The 16,585-nt window shown below is 71.5% G+C and carries 12 protein-coding genes; 4 read left to right on the forward strand and 8 right to left on the reverse strand.

Annotated elements, in window-relative coordinates; genetic code table 11:
* Positions 1 to 44 precede the first annotated feature (44 nt).
* From ygfZ to BR70_RS0114335, 3 genes are all read right to left on the reverse strand, one after another.
* A complete protein-coding gene (gene ygfZ / locus BR70_RS0114320) occupies positions 45 to 1,127 on the reverse strand; it encodes a CAF17-like 4Fe-4S cluster assembly/insertion protein YgfZ (RefSeq protein ID WP_027466616.1) in 1,083 nt (360 codons plus the stop codon).
* Positions 1,127 to 1,729: a heme-binding beta-barrel domain-containing protein gene (locus BR70_RS0114325; RefSeq protein WP_027466617.1), complete on the reverse strand. Its 603-nt coding sequence runs from the start codon at positions 1,727 to 1,729 to the stop codon at positions 1,127 to 1,129. Before BR70_RS0114325 ends, ygfZ begins: the two co-directional genes overlap by 1 nt.
* Positions 1,730 to 1,865: 136 nt before the next feature.
* Entirely contained in the window at positions 1,866 to 2,147 is a 282-nt protein-coding gene (locus tag BR70_RS0114335) for a hypothetical protein (RefSeq protein WP_128780538.1), read from the reverse strand.
* Between the two features lie 179 nt (positions 2,148 to 2,326).
* Between BR70_RS0114335 and BR70_RS0114340 the strand changes: the two genes are divergently transcribed.
* The 3 genes from BR70_RS0114340 to BR70_RS0114350 are packed head-to-tail and all read left to right on the forward strand — an operon-like array spanning position 2,327 to position 5,892.
* Positions 2,327 to 3,010, forward strand: coding sequence for a response regulator transcription factor (locus tag BR70_RS0114340; RefSeq protein ID WP_017888078.1), 684 nt, complete (start codon positions 2,327 to 2,329; stop codon positions 3,008 to 3,010).
* Positions 3,010 to 3,828, forward strand: a complete 819-nt coding sequence (gene mshD / locus BR70_RS21150; RefSeq protein ID WP_051596973.1) for a mycothiol synthase — start codon at positions 3,010 to 3,012, stop codon at positions 3,826 to 3,828. Before BR70_RS0114340 ends, mshD begins: the two co-directional genes overlap by 1 nt.
* Before the next feature lie 48 nt (positions 3,829 to 3,876).
* A complete protein-coding gene (locus BR70_RS0114350) occupies positions 3,877 to 5,892 on the forward strand; it encodes a serine/threonine-protein kinase (protein WP_027466619.1) in 2,016 nt (671 codons plus the stop codon).
* A gap of 105 nt (positions 5,893 to 5,997) precedes the next feature.
* Here BR70_RS0114350 and BR70_RS0114355 read toward each other — a convergent pair whose 3' ends face one another.
* The 3 genes from BR70_RS0114355 to BR70_RS0114365 are packed head-to-tail and all read right to left on the reverse strand — an operon-like array spanning position 5,998 to position 14,465.
* Entirely contained in the window at positions 5,998 to 10,269 is a 4,272-nt protein-coding gene (locus tag BR70_RS0114355) for an FtsK/SpoIIIE domain-containing protein (protein ID WP_027466620.1), read from the reverse strand.
* Positions 10,270 to 10,305: 36 nt separating this feature from the next.
* Positions 10,306 to 11,712: an ABC transporter substrate-binding protein gene (locus BR70_RS21155; protein ID WP_051596974.1), complete on the reverse strand. Its 1,407-nt coding sequence runs from the start codon at positions 11,710 to 11,712 to the stop codon at positions 10,306 to 10,308.
* Positions 11,709 to 14,465, reverse strand: a complete 2,757-nt coding sequence (locus BR70_RS0114365) for a hypothetical protein (RefSeq protein ID WP_035809236.1) — start codon at positions 14,463 to 14,465, stop codon at positions 11,709 to 11,711. The genes BR70_RS21155 and BR70_RS0114365 overlap by 4 nt, the downstream gene beginning before the upstream one ends.
* Positions 14,466 to 14,718: 253 nt before the next feature.
* Here BR70_RS0114365 and BR70_RS0114370 point away from each other — a divergent pair, with 253 nt between their 5' ends.
* Positions 14,719 to 15,312: a hypothetical protein gene (locus BR70_RS0114370; protein ID WP_027466622.1), complete on the forward strand. Its 594-nt coding sequence runs from the start codon at positions 14,719 to 14,721 to the stop codon at positions 15,310 to 15,312.
* 317 nt (positions 15,313 to 15,629) lie between these two features.
* On the opposite strand, the gene BR70_RS0114380 is transcribed toward BR70_RS0114370, so the two are convergent.
* Together BR70_RS0114380 and BR70_RS23365 are read right to left on the reverse strand one after the other, a co-directional pair.
* Positions 15,630 to 15,896, reverse strand: a complete 267-nt coding sequence (locus BR70_RS0114380; RefSeq protein WP_155896893.1) for a hypothetical protein — start codon at positions 15,894 to 15,896, stop codon at positions 15,630 to 15,632.
* 234 nt (positions 15,897 to 16,130) lie between these two features.
* The gene (locus BR70_RS23365) at positions 16,131 to 16,583 is read right to left on the reverse strand and encodes a hypothetical protein (protein WP_155896894.1); all 453 of its coding nucleotides are present in this window, start codon (positions 16,581 to 16,583) and stop codon (positions 16,131 to 16,133) included.
* Positions 16,584 to 16,585: the final 2 nt, after the last annotated feature.

A 16,585-nucleotide genomic window follows, 5' to 3' on the forward strand; every position in this document is an offset into this window, starting at 1 on the left:
TGCGACCGGCGAACACCGGTGTCTTGCGACCCTCAGCGCGCAGGCTAGGAGCGCTTGACGGCTCCGAGGCGGGGCAGGCGCGGGACGTTCGCCGTGGCACCGGCCTCGGGCGGGACGATGGTCTCCTGCGCCGCGGTCACCACGACGTCGTCGGCCTCGAGCCGCAGGGTCGCGGTGGGGTCGAGCGAGCGCTTGACCACGGCGAGCCCGATGGGACCGAGCTCGTGGTGGATCGCCGACGCGGACAGCCGGCCGACGGGCTTGTCGTCGAGCAGCACCGGGGTCCCGGGGGCCGGCAGCACGCCGTCGGACCCGTCGAGGTGCAGCAGCACGGCCCGTCGCGGCGGGTGCCCGAGGTTGTGGACCTTGGCGACGGTCTCCTGCCCGCGGTAGCAGCCCTTCGACAGGTGCACGGCGGAGCGCAGCCAGTCGAGCTCGTGCGGGATCGTCCGCTCGTCCACGTCGGACAGGGTCGGGCGCCACGCGGCGATCCGCAGCGCCTCGTACGCGAGCAGCCCCGCAACGGGCACGTCCGACGCGGCGATCGCGGCCGCGGTGCCGGGGGTGACCACGGCGATGCGGAGGGTCCAGTCGGAGCCGGGGTGCGCCTCCGGGGCGGCGTAGCCCCATCCGCCCGGCGTGACGGCGCTCCACGGGTCGACCCACTCGGCGACGGGCGGTTCCGGCAGTTCGACGGACGCGAACGGGGCGTCCGCCCCGAACCAGCCGAGGGTGACGAAGTCGGCGGAGCGTTCGGCGACCTCGACCCGGAGCATGAAGCGCATCGAGTCGAGCCACCCGGCGAGCGGCGCAGCGTCAGCGCGCTCGGTGAGCAGCCAGACCGTCGCACCGTCGTCGACGACGCGGGCCGCGTGCTCGACGCGTCCGGCCTGGTCGAGCACGAGCGTCTCGGTGCTGACGCCGGTCGGCGACCCGGTGAGCTGCTGCGAGGTGATCGAGTTGAGCCACGACAGCCGGTCCGGTCCGGTGACGGTGACGACACCGAGTCCGAGCTCGACGACGGCACGCCCCCGGGTCAGCAGGCGCTGCTCCCCGATCGGGTTGCCGAAGTGCGCGGCGACGGAGTCGGCGGCGACGAAGCCGTCACGCGCGGCGAACACCGACATCAGTCGACCTTCGCGAGCTGCCCCGAGGCGTGCGAGGTGAGTTCGCGACCGAGCGCGGCGATGTCCCACGCCCAGAAGAGCTTGCCCTCGACCAGTCCGTACAGGCGGGTCGCGGCGGAGTAGTCCTTCGCGTTCGGCGAGCGCAGCACGGCGTCGGTCGACAGGTCGATCCGGCCCTTCAGCACACGGCCGACGTAGAGCTCATTGACGCCCGTCGGGTGGATGATCGCGGCCTCGACGTCGAAGCCGTCCGTGGTGTTGCGGAGCGCTTCGACGCTCTCGACCGTGCTGAAGGGCGTGGGCCCGTCGCCCAGGAGCATCGCGGGGCCGCGGTCGCCGGGCTCGGTCGGACGGTCGATCCGCCAGTAGCCCATCTCGGCGGCGAGCGGGGTGTGGTCGTCGTCGAGCAGCCAGGTGGTGGACGAGTAGTTCAGGTACGGCAGGCCGTCGTGGCTGAAGCTGACGCGCTGGCCGAACTCGTAGTTCCGGACCTCGTCGTCGTCACCGACCGGGTACTCGACCACACCGGTGCCCTCCCACACGCCGACCAGCCACGACAGCGGGACCAGTTCGGGGGCGAGGCCCTCGGGCAGCTCGATCAACGCTGGCCCTTGAACAGCTTCACGACGACGACCACCGAGATGAACGCGATCGCGAGCGACGCCAGGCCGAGGAGGCCGACGTAGAAGAGCTCGAGCGCAAGCAGCGAATCCATGCTCGGAGTCTACGCGGCTCGGCTCAACGCGCCAGGAGCACCACCGCGGTGACGAGGACCACGACGAACGCCCCGGACGACGCGATGCTGATCCGTTCGACCAGACCGTCCTTCGTGGCGGTGATGAGCTGCAGCACGAAGCTGACCATCACGCAGGCGACGAAGACGAGCAGCAGCCAGGCGAAGGCGTCGCGCTCGGCCACGGTCAGCACGAGCACGGCCCCGACGACCGCCAGCACCCAGACCGGCAGGACGGACGTCAGCCGCAGGCGACGCTGGTCGGTGGGGTGCACGGGCTCGGTCACGCGCTCCATCATGTCAGGGACGTGCGGAACGCACGCACCGCGCGGTGCCGTTCGTGCGCCGTGGGGTGCGGTGCTCGCACCGTGGGGGTGCGGGACGACGCGCAATCCGTCCGGCCGGATGAGTCCTTCCCGAGCATCACTAGGATGTCTCCACGACGTCATCCACCTCCGGAGGTCCTGTGGCACAGCTCCTGGTACTCACCTCGACCGCGCCCGGAGACGTCCTGCCGAGCCTGGGCCTCCTGAGCCACCGGATCCGCCACGTGCCGGCCGAGGCCGCACAGCTGGTCAACGCCCCGCAGAGCGACCTGATGTTCGTGGACGCCCGCACCGACCTGGTCAGCGCGAAGGCCCTGTGCAAGATCCTCGCCTCGTCGGGATCGACCACGCCGATCGTGCTCGTCGTCACCGAGGGCGGGCTGACCGCCGTGAACAGCGACTGGAACGTCGACGACGTCGTGCTCGAGAGCGCCGGCCCGGCCGAGATCGACGCCCGCATCCGGCTGTCGGCCGGTCGTGCGGCGAAGGGCCAGACGAGCTCGAAGATCCAGGCGTCCGGTGTCGTCATCGACGAGGCCAGCTACTCCGCCAAGGTGCGCGGCCGGCCGCTCGACCTGACGTTCAAGGAGTTCGAGCTCCTGCGCTTCTTCGCCACCCACCCGTCACGCGTCTTCACCCGCGAGCAGCTGCTCAGCGAGGTCTGGGGCTACGACTACTTCGGTGGCACCCGCACGGTCGACGTGCACGTCCGACGGCTGCGCGCCAAGCTCGGCGACCTCGAGTCGCTCATCGGCACCGTCCGCAACGTCGGGTACCGCTTCAACGTCTACGACGACGAGGCCGAGCGCCTGATGGGGCAGTAGTGCTGCCCGACCTCGGCAGCTTCGTCGCCCCCAGCGAGGCTCCCCCGTTCTCCGACCAGACCCTGGTCGACGTCCGCGCGGGGCGCGCGACGGTCCTGACCGTCGACCACGGGATCGCCGTGGTCCGTGACGGCGAGCTGGAACTCGTCGTCGCCCAGGAGGCCCGTGGCCGGGGCATCGGCACGGCCCTGGTGTCGCAGGCACTCGCGCTGGGCGGCGGGGCCGCTCCCCGGCTCGCGTGGGCGCACGGGGACCACCCGGCAGCGCGTGCACTGGCCGACCGGTTCGGCTGGCGCGCGGTCCGCACGCTGCTGCAGCTCCGGGCACCCGTCGCCGAGTCCGGTATCGACGTGGCGCTGCCCGACGGCTACTCCCTGTCGGCGTTCCGCCCCGGGACCGACGACGAGACCGACTGGCTCGCGCTGAACGCCGCCGCCTTCGCCCACCACCCCGAGCAGGGGCGGATGACGCTCGACGACCTGCACGCACGCGAGGCGGACGACTGGTTCGCAGGCGAGGACCTGCTGCTGCTCCGCGACGCCTCCGGGCAGCTCGCCGGCTCGTGCTGGCTCAAGGTCGAGGACGGCATCGGCGAGTTCTACGCCGTCGCCGTGCGGCCCGACCTGCAGGGGCAGCGACTCGGCGGTGTGCTCATGCGTGCCGGGACCGCTCGGCTGCGCGGCCACGGCCTGACCGCCGCCGCACTGTACGTCGAGGGGGACAACGAGCCGGCGCTGGCGCTGTACCGGCGCTCGGGGTTCACGCAGCACGCGATCGACGTGCAGTACGCGGCGCCGGAGCAGGCCGCCGGCCGGTAACATTGCGTGGTCGGCGAGGGGTCGGCCATCGGGGGGATCGGGGAACGCGTGGCGCAGGACCGTCAAGGGCAGTACGGCCAGGGCGAACCGCTCGGTGCGTCCTACCGACTGGTCGAGCTCCTCGGGACCGGCGCCACCGGAGAGGTCTGGCTAGTCGAGCACTCCGCGACCGGCGAGGCTTTCGCGGCCAAGCTCCTGCGTGCCGAACTCGCCGCCGACCCGCAGATCGTCGAGCGCTTCGTCCGCGAACGCTCGGTGCTCCTCGCCCTGCAGCACCCGTCCATCGTGCGCGTCCGCGACCTGGTCGTCGAGGGCGACCGGCTCGCGATCGTCATGGACCTGGTGCCGGGTGGGTCTGCCCGCGACCTGCTGGCGTCGAACGGTCCGCTCCTCCCGCGGGACGCGCTGACGATCACCGCCGAGACCCTCGACGCACTCACCGCGGCGCACGAGCAGGACGTCACCCACCGTGACGTGAAGCCCGACAACGTCCTGCTCCAGACCGCGTGGGTCCCCGGTGCCACCGGTGCCGTCCGGGTCACCGACTTCGGGATCGCGTCGGTCGTGGCCGAACGCGAACGCACGACCACCGGGCTCCTCGGCACGCCGCAGTACATGGCACCCGAGTCGATCAGCCACGGACGCTCGGGTCCGGCAGCCGACGTCTACGGTGCCGGGGTCATGCTCTACGAGCTGCTGTCCGGTCGCACGCCGTTCGCCGGACCGGGCACGGACTTCGCCGTGGCCTACCGCCACGTCACCTCGAACCCGCCCCCGCTCGACGTGCCCGACGCCCTGTGGGCCGCGGTGTCCGCCCTGCTCGCGAAGGACCCGAACGCGCGGCCGTCGGCGGCCCACGCGGCGGGGACCCTCCGTCGGCTCGCACGGTCCCTCGCCTCGGCACCCGCACTGGTCGCCTCCAGCGACCCGGACTCGTTCGACGAGGTCGAGCGTCCGGCGACCGTCGTCCGTGGGGTCCGTCCCGACGACGCGGCGGGATCCCGGACCACCGCCACCGGGGACGACGCCGCGGTCGTCGGGCCGGCCCCGGAGCTCGGCCCCGCCGGGTCGCAGACCGTCATCCGGCCGATGGCGCGGCAGCCGCTGCCCGCCGCACCGGCCGCCGAGCCCGAACCGACGCGTCGGTTCGCCCGCCCCGAGTGGCTGACCGACCGTGCACTCCTGTTCGGCGGCATCGGCGTCGTGCTCGTCGCCGCGCTGGTCGTCGGTGGCGTCGTGTGGCTGCCAGGGGCCCTCCGGAAGACGCCGGGCGCCGGTACCGCGACCACACAGGCCGCCAACGCCTACCAGCAGGACCGGCCGCTGCCCACCGGGCTGGCGACCACACGGCGCGCCACCGTCGACCCGGCGAAGGGCACCGTGGACCTGCGCGTGACGTACGCGGCACAGGCGGCCACCCTCAGCGGACCGTTCCTCGAGGTGCTGCCGGGTGCCCGCTCGGGAGCCTCCTGCCCCGCCGTCACCTGGTCCGGCGAGGGCATCACCGCGAAGCGCAACCAGCCGTCACTGACCGGCGTGGACACCGCGTGCGCGTGGAGCCTGTCCGGCGTCGAGGTCCCCGCTGGCGGAGACGTCACCGTAGAGGCCTCGGTGCCACTCGCCGTCGAGGACGGTGCAGCGCTGCAGACCTGGCTCGACGGCGTCGGCGAGGCGACCACCGCAGCCGTGACCGACGACGCCGTGCGCGGGACGGCCTACCCCGTCCAGCGGCTGCAGGGTGTCGAGGTCCGGACGCCCGACCGGACGGTCAGCCAGACGGCGCTGCCGGTGACCCTGGTGCCGGTCTGGCCGAACGGCGCCGACGAGCTCAACCCGCTGTACCGCAGTCCGAGCAGCGGGCGCCCGTCGCAGATGCTCGTCGACGTGGCCGGCGGGGAGTCCGGAGTACGGTTCGCCGACGGCTGCTCGGGCGCGTTGGCCGTGTCGTCCGACGGGCTCGTGGTCACCGCACTGTCCGTCGCCCCGTCGTGCACCGTCCGGGCGACGGTGGGGAACTTCACGAACCTCGAGAGCTCGCCCTTCGGGATCACGACGCGCGACTGAGCGCGTCTGTCACGCGCGTCCATCGCACGACTGAGCGCGACCAGCAGACGGACTGGAGGCCCGTGGCGGTGTCGCCACGGGCCTCCAGTCCGTCAGTCGGTCGGGTCAGCTGCCTGCGGACGCGGTCTGGACCAGGCGGACGGTGCCGCCGGACGACGCGTAGCCGCGTCCCGCGGTCAGCGCGACCGGTGCACGGCGCGGGAGCGTGACGCCGAGCAGCTCGCCGTCGTAGTCGACGTCCGGCTGCAGGAGCACGCCGCACCGCGACTTGCGGACGGCGCGGGTCCAGTGGCTGTAGAGCGACCGGAGGTCGGCGGACCGACCGGCGGCGACCACGCACAGACCGGGACGCTCCGTCGCGAGCAGGGTGGCGATCGCCTGGTCGCCGTCGTCGAAGCGTTCGGCGTCGTCGATGAGCAGCAGGACCGGACCGCGCTCAAGCCGCAGCCCGGCCAGCAGTGCGGGGACCTCGTCGGGTCCGACGGCGATGCGGTCGAACGATCCCGAGGCGAGCGGTGACCGACGGTCACACACCGCCCAGACGGCCGGGCGGACGCCCTCTGCAGCGCGCGCCAGTGCCGCCAACGCCAGCAGGACGGTCGACTTGCCTGAGCGCGCCGGCCCCGCGACGAGCACGTGTTCGCCGTCGTAGACCTCGAGCGTGGCCGGAGCGAGGTCGTCCTCGGCGATCCCGACCGGCAGCCGCCACGGCTCGCTGGAGAAGACCGCACCGGCACCGAGCTCGTCGACCAGGACGGCGTCGGGCAGCCGCCCGACCGCACTCGCCTTCGGAGCGGTGCCGGACCAGCGCTCCGCGAGGCGCTCGACCGCCTGCGCGAGCGGGACGTCGGGTGTCGCCACGTGTGACTGCAACCTCAGGACCGAGTCGATGAAGCGACCCGGCACCGGCGGCGGGACGTCCTTCGGGCGGACGCCGATCGAGGCGTAGTCGTACGGGTCCGCGAGGCGGAACATCCACTTCTGGGTGGTCACTTCGTCCATCGCGGACGGCACGGCCTTGGCCCGTGTCGTCGACACGGCGAACGAGATGCCCAGCGCGGGCCCCTCGGCGTAGACGCGGTACAGGGCGTCGAGCAGCAGCTGGCCCTCGAAGTCCTGGTACTCGTCGCGCAGTGCCGCGAGACCGTCGATCAGCACGATGGCACGGCGGCCCCCCGGAGTGGCACGACGGCGCTCGAGCTCGACGCGCAGGTGGCGGAGGAACCGCGCCTGCAACTCCCCCGCGCCGGCACCGGAGCCGACGTAGGCCGTGGTGTGCGGCAGCCGGGCGAGCGGAGCCAGGTCGCCTGGACCCATGTCGAGCACCAGCAGGTCGAGGTCGTCCGGGCTCGTCGCCGCGGCGAGCTGCAGGGCGAGGGTGGCGAGCGCGGTGCTCGTCCCGCTGCCGGGGATGCCCATGAGCATGAGGTTGCCCTCGTCGAGGTCCCATCCTGTGGTGACCTGACGCTGGTGGTCGGGGTCGTCCGCCAGGGCGACGGGCACCGTCCGCGACGTGTCAGCGGCGTCGGCTGCCCCCAGCGCACCCAGCTCGACGCGGTCGCCGAGTGCCTCGGGCCAGATCGGGCGCGGCGGGGCGTAGCCGGCGGCGGCGTTCGCCTGCCTGATCGACTCGATGAGCTGGTCGAGGTCGGTCACGTCGGACGCCGTCGGAGCCGGGGCGGGCATCGGCGCCGGAACGCCGAAGACGTCCGTCGGCCGGACGGACACCGGCTGTTCGGCGCGTTCGTCACGGGCTCGGCCGGTGACGAGGGCTGTCTGCACCGGGGTGATGTCGTCCTGCCCGAGCTTCACGTAGGCACGACCGGTCTGCTGGCGACCGATGCCGGCGGCCGCGGGGACGCCGATCACGTTGGTGGAGTCCTCGCGGCTCTGCACCCGCAGCGCGACACGCATGTTGGTGTTCGCCAGGATGTCCTCGCTCACCACGCCGGCCGGCCGCTGGGTGGCCAGGATCATGTGGACGCCGAGTGTGCGCCCGACCGCCGCGACGGCGACGAGCGAGGTCAGGACGTCGGGGAAGTCCTTCGCCAGCATCGCGAACTCGTCCACGACGAGGAGCAGGCGCGGCATCGGCTCGTCCGGCTTCGTCGCCAGGTAGGCGTCGAGGTTGTCGATGTCCGCCCCGGCCGCGGCGAACACCCGCTGCCGTCGCTCGAGCTCGGCCTCGAGCGCACGGATCGCCCGGTCGGCGAGCTGCTCGTCGAGGTTGCTGATCGTGCCGATGGTGTGCGGCAGCCGCTCGCAGGCGGCGAACGCGGCCCCGCCCTTGAAGTCGACGAGCAGGAAGTTCAGGCGCGTCGGGTCGTTCCGCGCAGCGAGCCCGGCGACGAGCGACCGCAGGAACTCGCTCTTGCCGGATCCCGTCGTGCCACCGACCAGGCCGTGTGGTCCGTCGCGGACGAGGTCGATCTCGAGGACGCCGCTCTCCGACGACCCGATCGGGGTCGAGAAGCCGGTGCGGGCGTCCCAGGCCGTGCGGATCGCATCGGCTGGGCTCGTGCCCGTCGGGGTTCGCGCGACCGTGTCGTCAGCCGCGAGCAGCTCCGGCAGGCGGACGAGCGACGGCAACGACGCCCCCGGCACCAGCAGTTCGGGATCGTCGAAGTGCGCCACGCTGCGGGCGCTCCGTTCGGCGGTCTCGGCGCTGAGGCCGGCGAGCACGACGTCCTCGACGCGGGTCCGGTCCTCCGGCCGGTAGACCGTCGCGGCGGCGTCGGCACCGACCGTGATGATCGTCGTGCAGGCTGCGGGGAGCTGCTGCTCGTTGGTCGCGATGACGATCCCGCTCACCCGTCGTGGCTGCTCGCCGGGACGGAGCGACTGTCCGGGCACGGTGCGCCCTTCGCCGAGCAGGTTCCGGGCGGGTGCGTCGCGGCCCTCGGTGAGCACTTCCGAGTCGACCACGACGAGCAGGTTGGGGGTCGGGAGTTCGTCGAGCGACTCCCGCAGTCCCCGGAGCATCGCGGCGCTCTGGTCGCGCTGGGCCGACATCCAGCGGGCACCGGTGCTGCTCCCCGCCACGCGCGCGTGCGGCAGCCAGGAGGCCCATCCCCAGTCGTCCGCGCGGCCGGCGTCACAGAAGATGCCCACCGCCAGGTCTGCGGGTCCGCAGTGCACGGTGGCCTGCGTGAGCAGACTGCGCGCCAGCGCGAGCGCGCCCTCGCGGTCGCCGACGATCCCGACGACGCCGGCGTCGGACAGGTCCGCCACGACCGGCGCAGCGGTGAGGCGACTGTCGGCGACGGCGGCCTTCGCATCGTCCTCGAGCTTGGACGACGCCGCCCGCTGATCGAGTTCGGGGCGCCACGGTGCGTCACCGGTGCCGGCGTGCAGGCTCAGGAAGTCAGCGTCCTCGGAGCGTCGCTGCCACAGCAGGGTGGTGGGGAGTTCGGCCCGGCGGACGACGGTGGCCGGGTCGGGGACGAGTTCCTGCCGACGGGCCGCCTCGGCCGCTGCGGCCTCGGCGATCTCACCCCGGAAGGACTCCACGGCCTCGGCGAAGCGGGTGTCCTCCTCCTTCAGGTTCTTCGCCCGACGGTGCTTCTGCTCGAACCACATGCCGATCGCGGTGACCGGCGACAGCAGCGCGAACAGGGCGAACCGGGCGTCGCCGAGCAGGAGCACCATCGCGCCGGCGAGGACCAGTGGCGCTGCGACGGTGATCCAGCTGAACTTCGAGGCCTGCGGGACCTCGCGCTTGGCCGGCGGGTCGACGGTCTCGGTCTCGGTGTTCCGCCCGGCTCGGGGCGGGCGGTTGAACGGCGCGGTCGCCGCGGGCGTCAGGTTGGCCAGCGAGCCCGCGGCCGGCACGGGGACCTCGTCCAGCGCTGGCCGGAGCAGCAGCACGGCGCCGCCCACGATGACGCTCGTGGTCCCGGTGAGCAGGACTCCCTCGGCATCGATGCGCTCGCCCGCGATCACGGTGCCGTTCGTCGAACCGGCGTCACGCACCCGGACCCCGTCGTCCTCGCGCTCGATCGTGCAGTGCTCCCACGAGGCGCTCTCGGTGGGCAGCACGACGTCGGCTTGGGGCGCCCGGCCCACGACGAGCTTCCGGCTGCGCGGGAACGGTACGACGAGACCCGCGTCGAGTCCCCCGGCGAGGGTGACGCTCCACCCGTCGATCGTCTGCGGTCGCTCCTGTGGTGCGCGGCCGATGCGGGACCCCTCGAGCAGGACGAGGTCGCGCAGCGGGGTCGCCGCACTGGTGCGGTGACCGTCGACCGCGAGGGTCGTCTCGGCATCGAGCTCGACGCCGATCGCCGCCGAGAGGAGCTCCCCCAGCGAGGACGCGCCGGACCACCCGTCGACCTCGACCGCTTCACGTCGGTCGTCGAGCTCGATCAGCAGGCGCATGCTCGCGGTGTCCTTCTCGGGTTGTGCGTGGGTGGGTCAGCGTGCGGTGGAGTCCTCGAACCACACCAGCGAGGTGGCCTGAGCCGCGTCGTCGCCGGATGCGTCTTCGGAGCCAGCAGCGGCGGCGTTGTCGGGTCGGAGTCCGAGTGGCTGTGCCGAGGCCGCCAAGACCGTCGCGGACGCACCGAGCGCCTGCTGCCGCGTGAAGTCGAGCGCCGGACCGGCGATGCCCGCCGCGGAGTCGAGGTCGAGCGCGGCGAGGGCATCGGTCACGTCGGAGGGCTCCGTGCTGCCGGCCCTGCCGACCGCGCGGACCAGGGCGACGACGGCATCGTGGCTGCGGGCGTCCGCTGCCCCGGCGACCGCCGAGAACGGCCGGTCGCCCGTCAGGTTCTGGGCGTCGGCATCGTCGGCGAGCACCCGGACCCCACCGAGGAACGCGGACATCGCCCGGCCTTCGGCGTCCGAGGAGAGCGCCCGTGCGTCGTCGGTGGCCACCCCGACGGTGCGGAAGGAGCCGCTCAGGCTGCCGCCGGCATCGACGAGTGCGGCGCCGAAGGCCGGACTCGTCGCGTCCGGGGTGAGGACGACCGGCACGGTGACGTCTGCGGCCTGCAGTGCCGCCACCAGGGCACCCTGTCGTTGCGCGGACCCGCTGACGACGACAGCGTCCGAGTCCGGCGCGGCCTTCGGGTCGGCGTCCGCGGCCTCGGCGGTGTCGTCGTCTGCGTCGGTCGCGCCGGTCCGCGAGGCGATGGTCGCGGCGAGCTCCGCGGTGTCTGCGGTGTCGTCCCCGTCGAGGACGTGCGCCACTCGGAGGTCTGCGGGCGCACCACCGCCGAGGTTCACCAGGAGCGGCGACTTCGCGTCGCCGAGCGCCGTCGTCATCGCGGCGCCGATCGACTCGGCGGTCGGCGCGGTCGACCACGAGTCCTTCTCGGCCGAGGCGTAGGGCACCACCACCGGGATGTGCTTCTCGGCCGCCGTCGTCAGCGCTCCGGAGACGTGCTTGCCGGACGACGCGACGACGATGCCCGCGACGCCGCTCTTCGCCAGGGACTCCACCGCGGTCTTCGCCCCCGCGGACGTCCCGCCGTCGTTCTTCGTGACGAGCGTGATGTCGGTCCCGCCGAGTGCCAGTCGTCGCTCGGCGACCAGGGCACCCTGCGCCGCCTCGTTCCACTCGGAGCCTTCACCGTCACCCAGGGTGACGACGACGCCGATCTTCGTGGTGTCGGGGACGTGCTTGACGGTGATCTCCACCGGCACGGTGGCCGGGACGGCCTCGGCCGGTGTGCTGCTGCCGATCGCCCGGAAGGTCAGGACGGCGGCGACCACCGCGGCGACCAGGAGCACCGCGATGGCGGTGATGACCAGCGGACGGCGATTGCGCGGACGTCCCGCCTCGGTGCCGTCGGACTCGTCGATCGTCTGGTCGCTCATCGGTCCGCCCCGATCCGGAAGGTGTACAGCGTGGTCGAGGTCGCGCTGGCCGGCACCTTGAGCTGGAAGGCGGGCAGCGTCGTCGCGGCGTCGAGGGAGGCTCGGAACTGCTCCTGCTGGAGCAGGATCCCGGCGACGTCCTCGGCGCGGACGTTCGCGTAGCCTGCGGCGTTCTGCGAGGCCAGGGCGAGCTGGTAGTCGGCGGAGTCGGACTTCGCCGCGCTCGTGGCCATCGCGCCGAGGATGCCGGATCCGTTCACCTTGCGGTCGCCCAGGTCGAGCATCACCCGGTTGAGGTCGCCGGTCAGCAGCGTCGAGGCTCCCTGCACGTCGCGCGTCGAGGCGCTCGTGCTCGCGGCGATCTGCTCGAGACTCGAGGCCGTCTGACGGTCGACGGCGGATGCCAGCTCGGAGCCTTCCTGCTCGAGCGTCCCCCGCTGCTCGTCGATCGTGCCCTTCGAGTCCTTCGTGACCTCGCCCGAGGTGGACCGGAGCCCGGAGATCGACTTGTCGAAGGCCGAGATGACGGCGTCACGGCTGCCCTTCGCGGTCTCACTGACCTGCCGCACCTGCTGGTCGATGATCTTCTGCACGTCCTTCTCGGACTGCGTCGACGCGTCGGCGAAGGCCTTGCGGACCGCGTCCTGCAGCTGGGTCTGCTGCGTGCTGATGGCGGTCAGCTGGGTGCCGACCACAGCGCTCGACTTCGTTGCCTGCTCGACGAGTTCCTGGAGCTCCTGTGCCGCTCCCTCGACCGAACCACCGTCGTTGCGCACCGCCCGGCGGACCGAGGCGATGCCGTCGTCGAGCGCGTCGACGTCGTCGGACAGCGTCGTGACCGCGGCACCGATGCCGGTCTCGGAGCGGAGATCGGTCGCCGCGACGACCGCGTCCCACTGCTTCGCCTGGTCCGTGAGGCGTTCGTCCATCGGGGTACTGAAGCGTCCACCGGGCCGCAACGTCGTGCCCTCTTCGGCACCGGGGCACGGCGTGGCGGTCAGGTACCCGCGCAGCGCATCGGCCTGCTCCGCGTCGAGCTGGTCCGTCGCCGCGAGGGCGCAGAGCTGGTCGGCAACCTCGAGGTTCTGCGCCTGCATCGAGGTGCTGAACCGACCGTCGCCGGCGTTGCCCACCAGCCCGCGCGCTGCGACTGCCTGCCGGTTCACCGTCGTGACGGCATCACGCACGGGGCCGAGGTCGTCGGCGGTCTGGTCGCGGAGGTCCTGCAACGCCTGCAGGGTGCGCGCGACCTCGCCGGTGCCGTCGGCGCCGAGGGCCTGCACGGCGGTGTCGATCTCGCCGAGCTTGGCACGCAGGGCGTCCGACTGCTCGATCGCCGTGTCCGCGAGCTTGGGGTCGAGCTGGTCGGCGAGCTGCTGCCCGGTGCTGACCAGACCGATCAGCGAGGTGCTCACCGCACGCGACGAATCCCAGAGCGCGCAGGTCAACGATCCACGGGCCTCCTGAGGGGCACACGTCGTCTCGTCCGGCGACGCCGGGCCGACCGCTCCCGCCAGCTGCGCACTCACCTGCTGCTTGCACGCCTCGCTGGCATCGGCGTAGCCGGTGAGCTGCGCCGAGACGCGGAGGAGGTTGCCGTAGACACTGCCCCCGGCGGACGGGGTCTTCGGCGTGGCCGCGCACCCGCTGCCGTCGAGCACCGTTGCCGGCGCGGTCGCGGAGGTGTCGCCGAGCAGGCTGTCGAGACTCGTGGTGGTCTGCTGGAGCTGCTGCAGCACCGTCGACTGCGTGGCCTTGACCGTGGTGCCGAGGTCGCTGTTCAGGGAGCCGAGCTGTCCGGAGAGGGACTGCATCGTGCTTGCAAGGGAGGAGCTGCTCTCCTTGAGGCGCTCGGCCGTGCTGACGCCGAGGGTCTCCGACGTCGTCTCGAGGTTCGACCGGACCTCGGTGATGGTGCCACCCGCACGCGCCAGCACCTCGTTCACCTGCGAGATCAGGTCGATCGTGCGGCGCTGGAGCGCGAGTTCGGAGTCACTGTCGGACCCGAAGGCCGCGTTGACGACGCCCGTGGAGGACAGGTCCGTGGACAGCCCGGGCTGCGCGGCGACGTCGATGGTCGGTGCGGTGAAGTCCTCGACGTCGGCGACGAGGTGCAGCGTGCTGCTCGCGCCGGAGGTCGGCGGAGCGAGCAACCGGCCCCACTGGACGACCGCGTCGCCGTCCTCGTTGGTGCTCACGACACCGTCGGTCGACGAGCCGGAGTCGGCCGAGTCCGTGACGACGCGGTCGGCGGCGGTCCCCGCCAGCACGGTCGACGCCGCGATGCTGAAGGGCGCGCCCACGAGTGCCGGGGTCGAACGCGACGTGCCGGCGACGTCGTAGGTCAAGTTCTTCGAAGTGACCGTCAGGTTCTCGATCGTAAGGTCGATCGACACCCGACCCGAGTACCCGTCGAGGTCGGCCAGGTCCGTGCCGGTCTTCTTCTTGGTCGAGTACTGCGTCGTGATGCGCAGTGGCAGGTCACTCGCCGCCTTCGCGGGGTCGTGCTCCGTCGTCACGGACGAGGAGCCCTTGCCTGCGACGGAGATCGCGGTGTCCGAGATCGAGGTGATCGAGCCGTCCGCGGCGAGGCGCGTGTCGACGGTCTGCAGGACCCTCGAAGGGTCGGCAACAGGCTTGTCGTCGGAAGTGCAGCCGGCGAGCGCCAGCGCAGCGATCCCCGTGACGGCGACCGTCCCCGCGATCCGTCGTCCGGTCCGTCGTGCTCCGGTGTTCCCGGCACGCTGGTTCATCACGGTCTTCCCCCCAAGAGAATCGTCGAGCACATCGATGCTAGTTGCTGAACGGCGTCAGATCCGGGCTGGTCTCCCCCGGGAGCCACCCCCGTTCGGGCCACAGCTCGCTACTGAAATCCAACATAGAGCATCCGCGAGTGTGCTCGTACCTGTCCACAGGGCGCTGATACTCTGCACGCATGATCCAGGGGGACCAGGGCGTCACGCCCTTCGAACGACGGCGCACGAACGCACGAACGGGGGCGGACCGGTGAACATCAACCTGTCGCCGGTGCTCATCGCGCTGATTGCCATGATCACCATCCCGGCCGCCGTCAGCGCGCTCGTCCGTCAGAACGACCGGAAGCGGCCACCGTCCACCGTCGTGGGCGACGAGGCGTACGGCGTGCTCTTCACCGTCCGTGCTCGCCGGTTCAGCTACCTGCTGCTCCGGATCATCGGGATCGTCGTCATCGTCGTCGGCGGGTTCTTCTTCCTGGCCACGCTCAGCCTGCTCGACGACCCCGACGCGATCGGCATGCTCATCGCCGGCGTCGGCATGGTGCTGTTCGGGATCCTGTTCGTCTACCTCGGCGTCGGTCAGAAGCGCCGTCGCGTCGAGGCGTACGACTCGCAGCTGGTCGTGACGCCGATGTTCCGTGCCGCGCGGACCGTCGACCCGGCGGCGATCAAGCGCATCCGGCCCACCACCAACCGGTTCGGTGGCCTGGACATCAAGGTGAACGGCCAACGCGGCGTGATCAGCGTCCTGTCGATCGACGCCGCCTATCCCGAGCTCTGTGCATGGCTCGAGCAGCGGGCGCCCGCGCAGTGGGGTGAGTTCGTCGGGGCCTTCGGGCGCTGAGCGGCGCGCTGCTGCTGCACTGGGCAGACGGACCTACTGTGTTCGCACAGGCTCGAAGCTCTTCACGTACACGGCCTGGCGGATCGTGTTCAGGAACTCCCGCATCGTGAAGGAACCCTCGCCGACGTCGAACCGGTAGCGCTCCCCCTCGGCCAGGTGATCCTCTTGTCGCGATCCGCAGCCCAGACAGCACAAGCGCCCCGCAGTCGGAGCCTCGAAGACGGCCTACGACGTCGACGAGCCGGCGCCCTTCACGGAGTGAGGCGAGCCCGCAAGACTGTGCGCGGAGCTGACGGTGCGAGGCGTTCAGTCCTGGGTCACTCGACTGCAGCCCCGATGTCCGTCGTTCGGTGCGGGCCAACTTTCCGTCGCACCGCTTCGGAAAAGGCCAGCACCAGCGCCCCCAGCTCGCTCTCGTAGGGCCAGGTGTCGGCAACAAGGCGGGCGGCGCCCTGTATCCCGCTGCGGTACGCCGGATGGTCGGGCGCCTGCTCGAATGCGGCAATGAGGACAGATCGTACGGCGGCTATCTGCACAGCCGACGCGGCGTCCTCGACGGCGTGGTCGTCGAGTTGCTTGAGCAATTCCGACATTGTCATGTTCTGCTGTGCCCCTTCAGTGCTGGAACAACGCCACTAAGGACCGAGTACGGCGTCGCCGCGAGAGCATGATCACCAGCGAGCACGAGGGGCAAGGCGTCTTCAGATCCGCCGAGCGTCGCCGCAGCGATGAGAACGCCGCGATGCTACTCGACGCGACCCACATGCGGGGATCCGACCGCTAGAGACCGCGTGTGAACGTCGGGGCCGCGTCGAACACTACTCCTGGGTTGCCTTGAAATCGCGCACATCCGGTGCGACTTTGAACAGCTCAAGAACCGAGCGCAACCGGTAAGTCCCCTCTCCAACTTCGAATCGGTAGCGTTGCCCCGCCTTGAGCTCGTCGACCACCCGGCCGACATTGTCCTTGTTGATACCTGAATCGATCAGCAACCGCCCACAGCCTATGGTCTCGATGACAACTTGACTGCCCGAACTCCCGATGCCCTTCAAGGAACGACTCGAAGCGCTCCCCGCTTTTGCTGATTCAACGGTGCATGTCACTGACATTGGATGCGAATCGTCGTACACACCCAAAGCGATCGGCGCTCCGAAGAATGCCAAGATCGGGACGACAACGACGAGGAAGAGCAAGAGCACGGCGACCGCGCGGTTCCGAAAGACACGCCGCCGGGCAACGTCCGTCCTAAGCTGAGTCTCAGCATTCGGCACGG

Source organism: Curtobacterium sp. UNCCL17 (assembly GCF_000686685.1).
GTDB classification, from domain to species: Bacteria; Actinomycetota; Actinomycetes; order Actinomycetales; family Microbacteriaceae; genus Curtobacterium; species Curtobacterium flaccumfaciens.

Excerpts from the sequence above, each read along its gene's own strand:
- BR70_RS21155 (WP_051596974.1), bottom strand. The coding sequence starts at position 11,712 with ATGAGCGACCAGACGATCGACGAGTCCGACGGCACCGAGGCGGGACGT.
- BR70_RS0114355 (WP_027466620.1), bottom strand. The coding sequence starts at position 10,269 with ATGCGCCTGCTGATCGAGCTCGACGACCGACGTGAAGCGGTCGAGGTC.
- BR70_RS0114365 (WP_035809236.1), bottom strand. The coding sequence starts at position 14,465 with ATGAACCAGCGTGCCGGGAACACCGGAGCACGACGGACCGGACGACGG.
- ygfZ (WP_027466616.1), bottom strand. The coding sequence starts at position 1,127 with ATGTCGGTGTTCGCCGCGCGTGACGGCTTCGTCGCCGCCGACTCCGTC.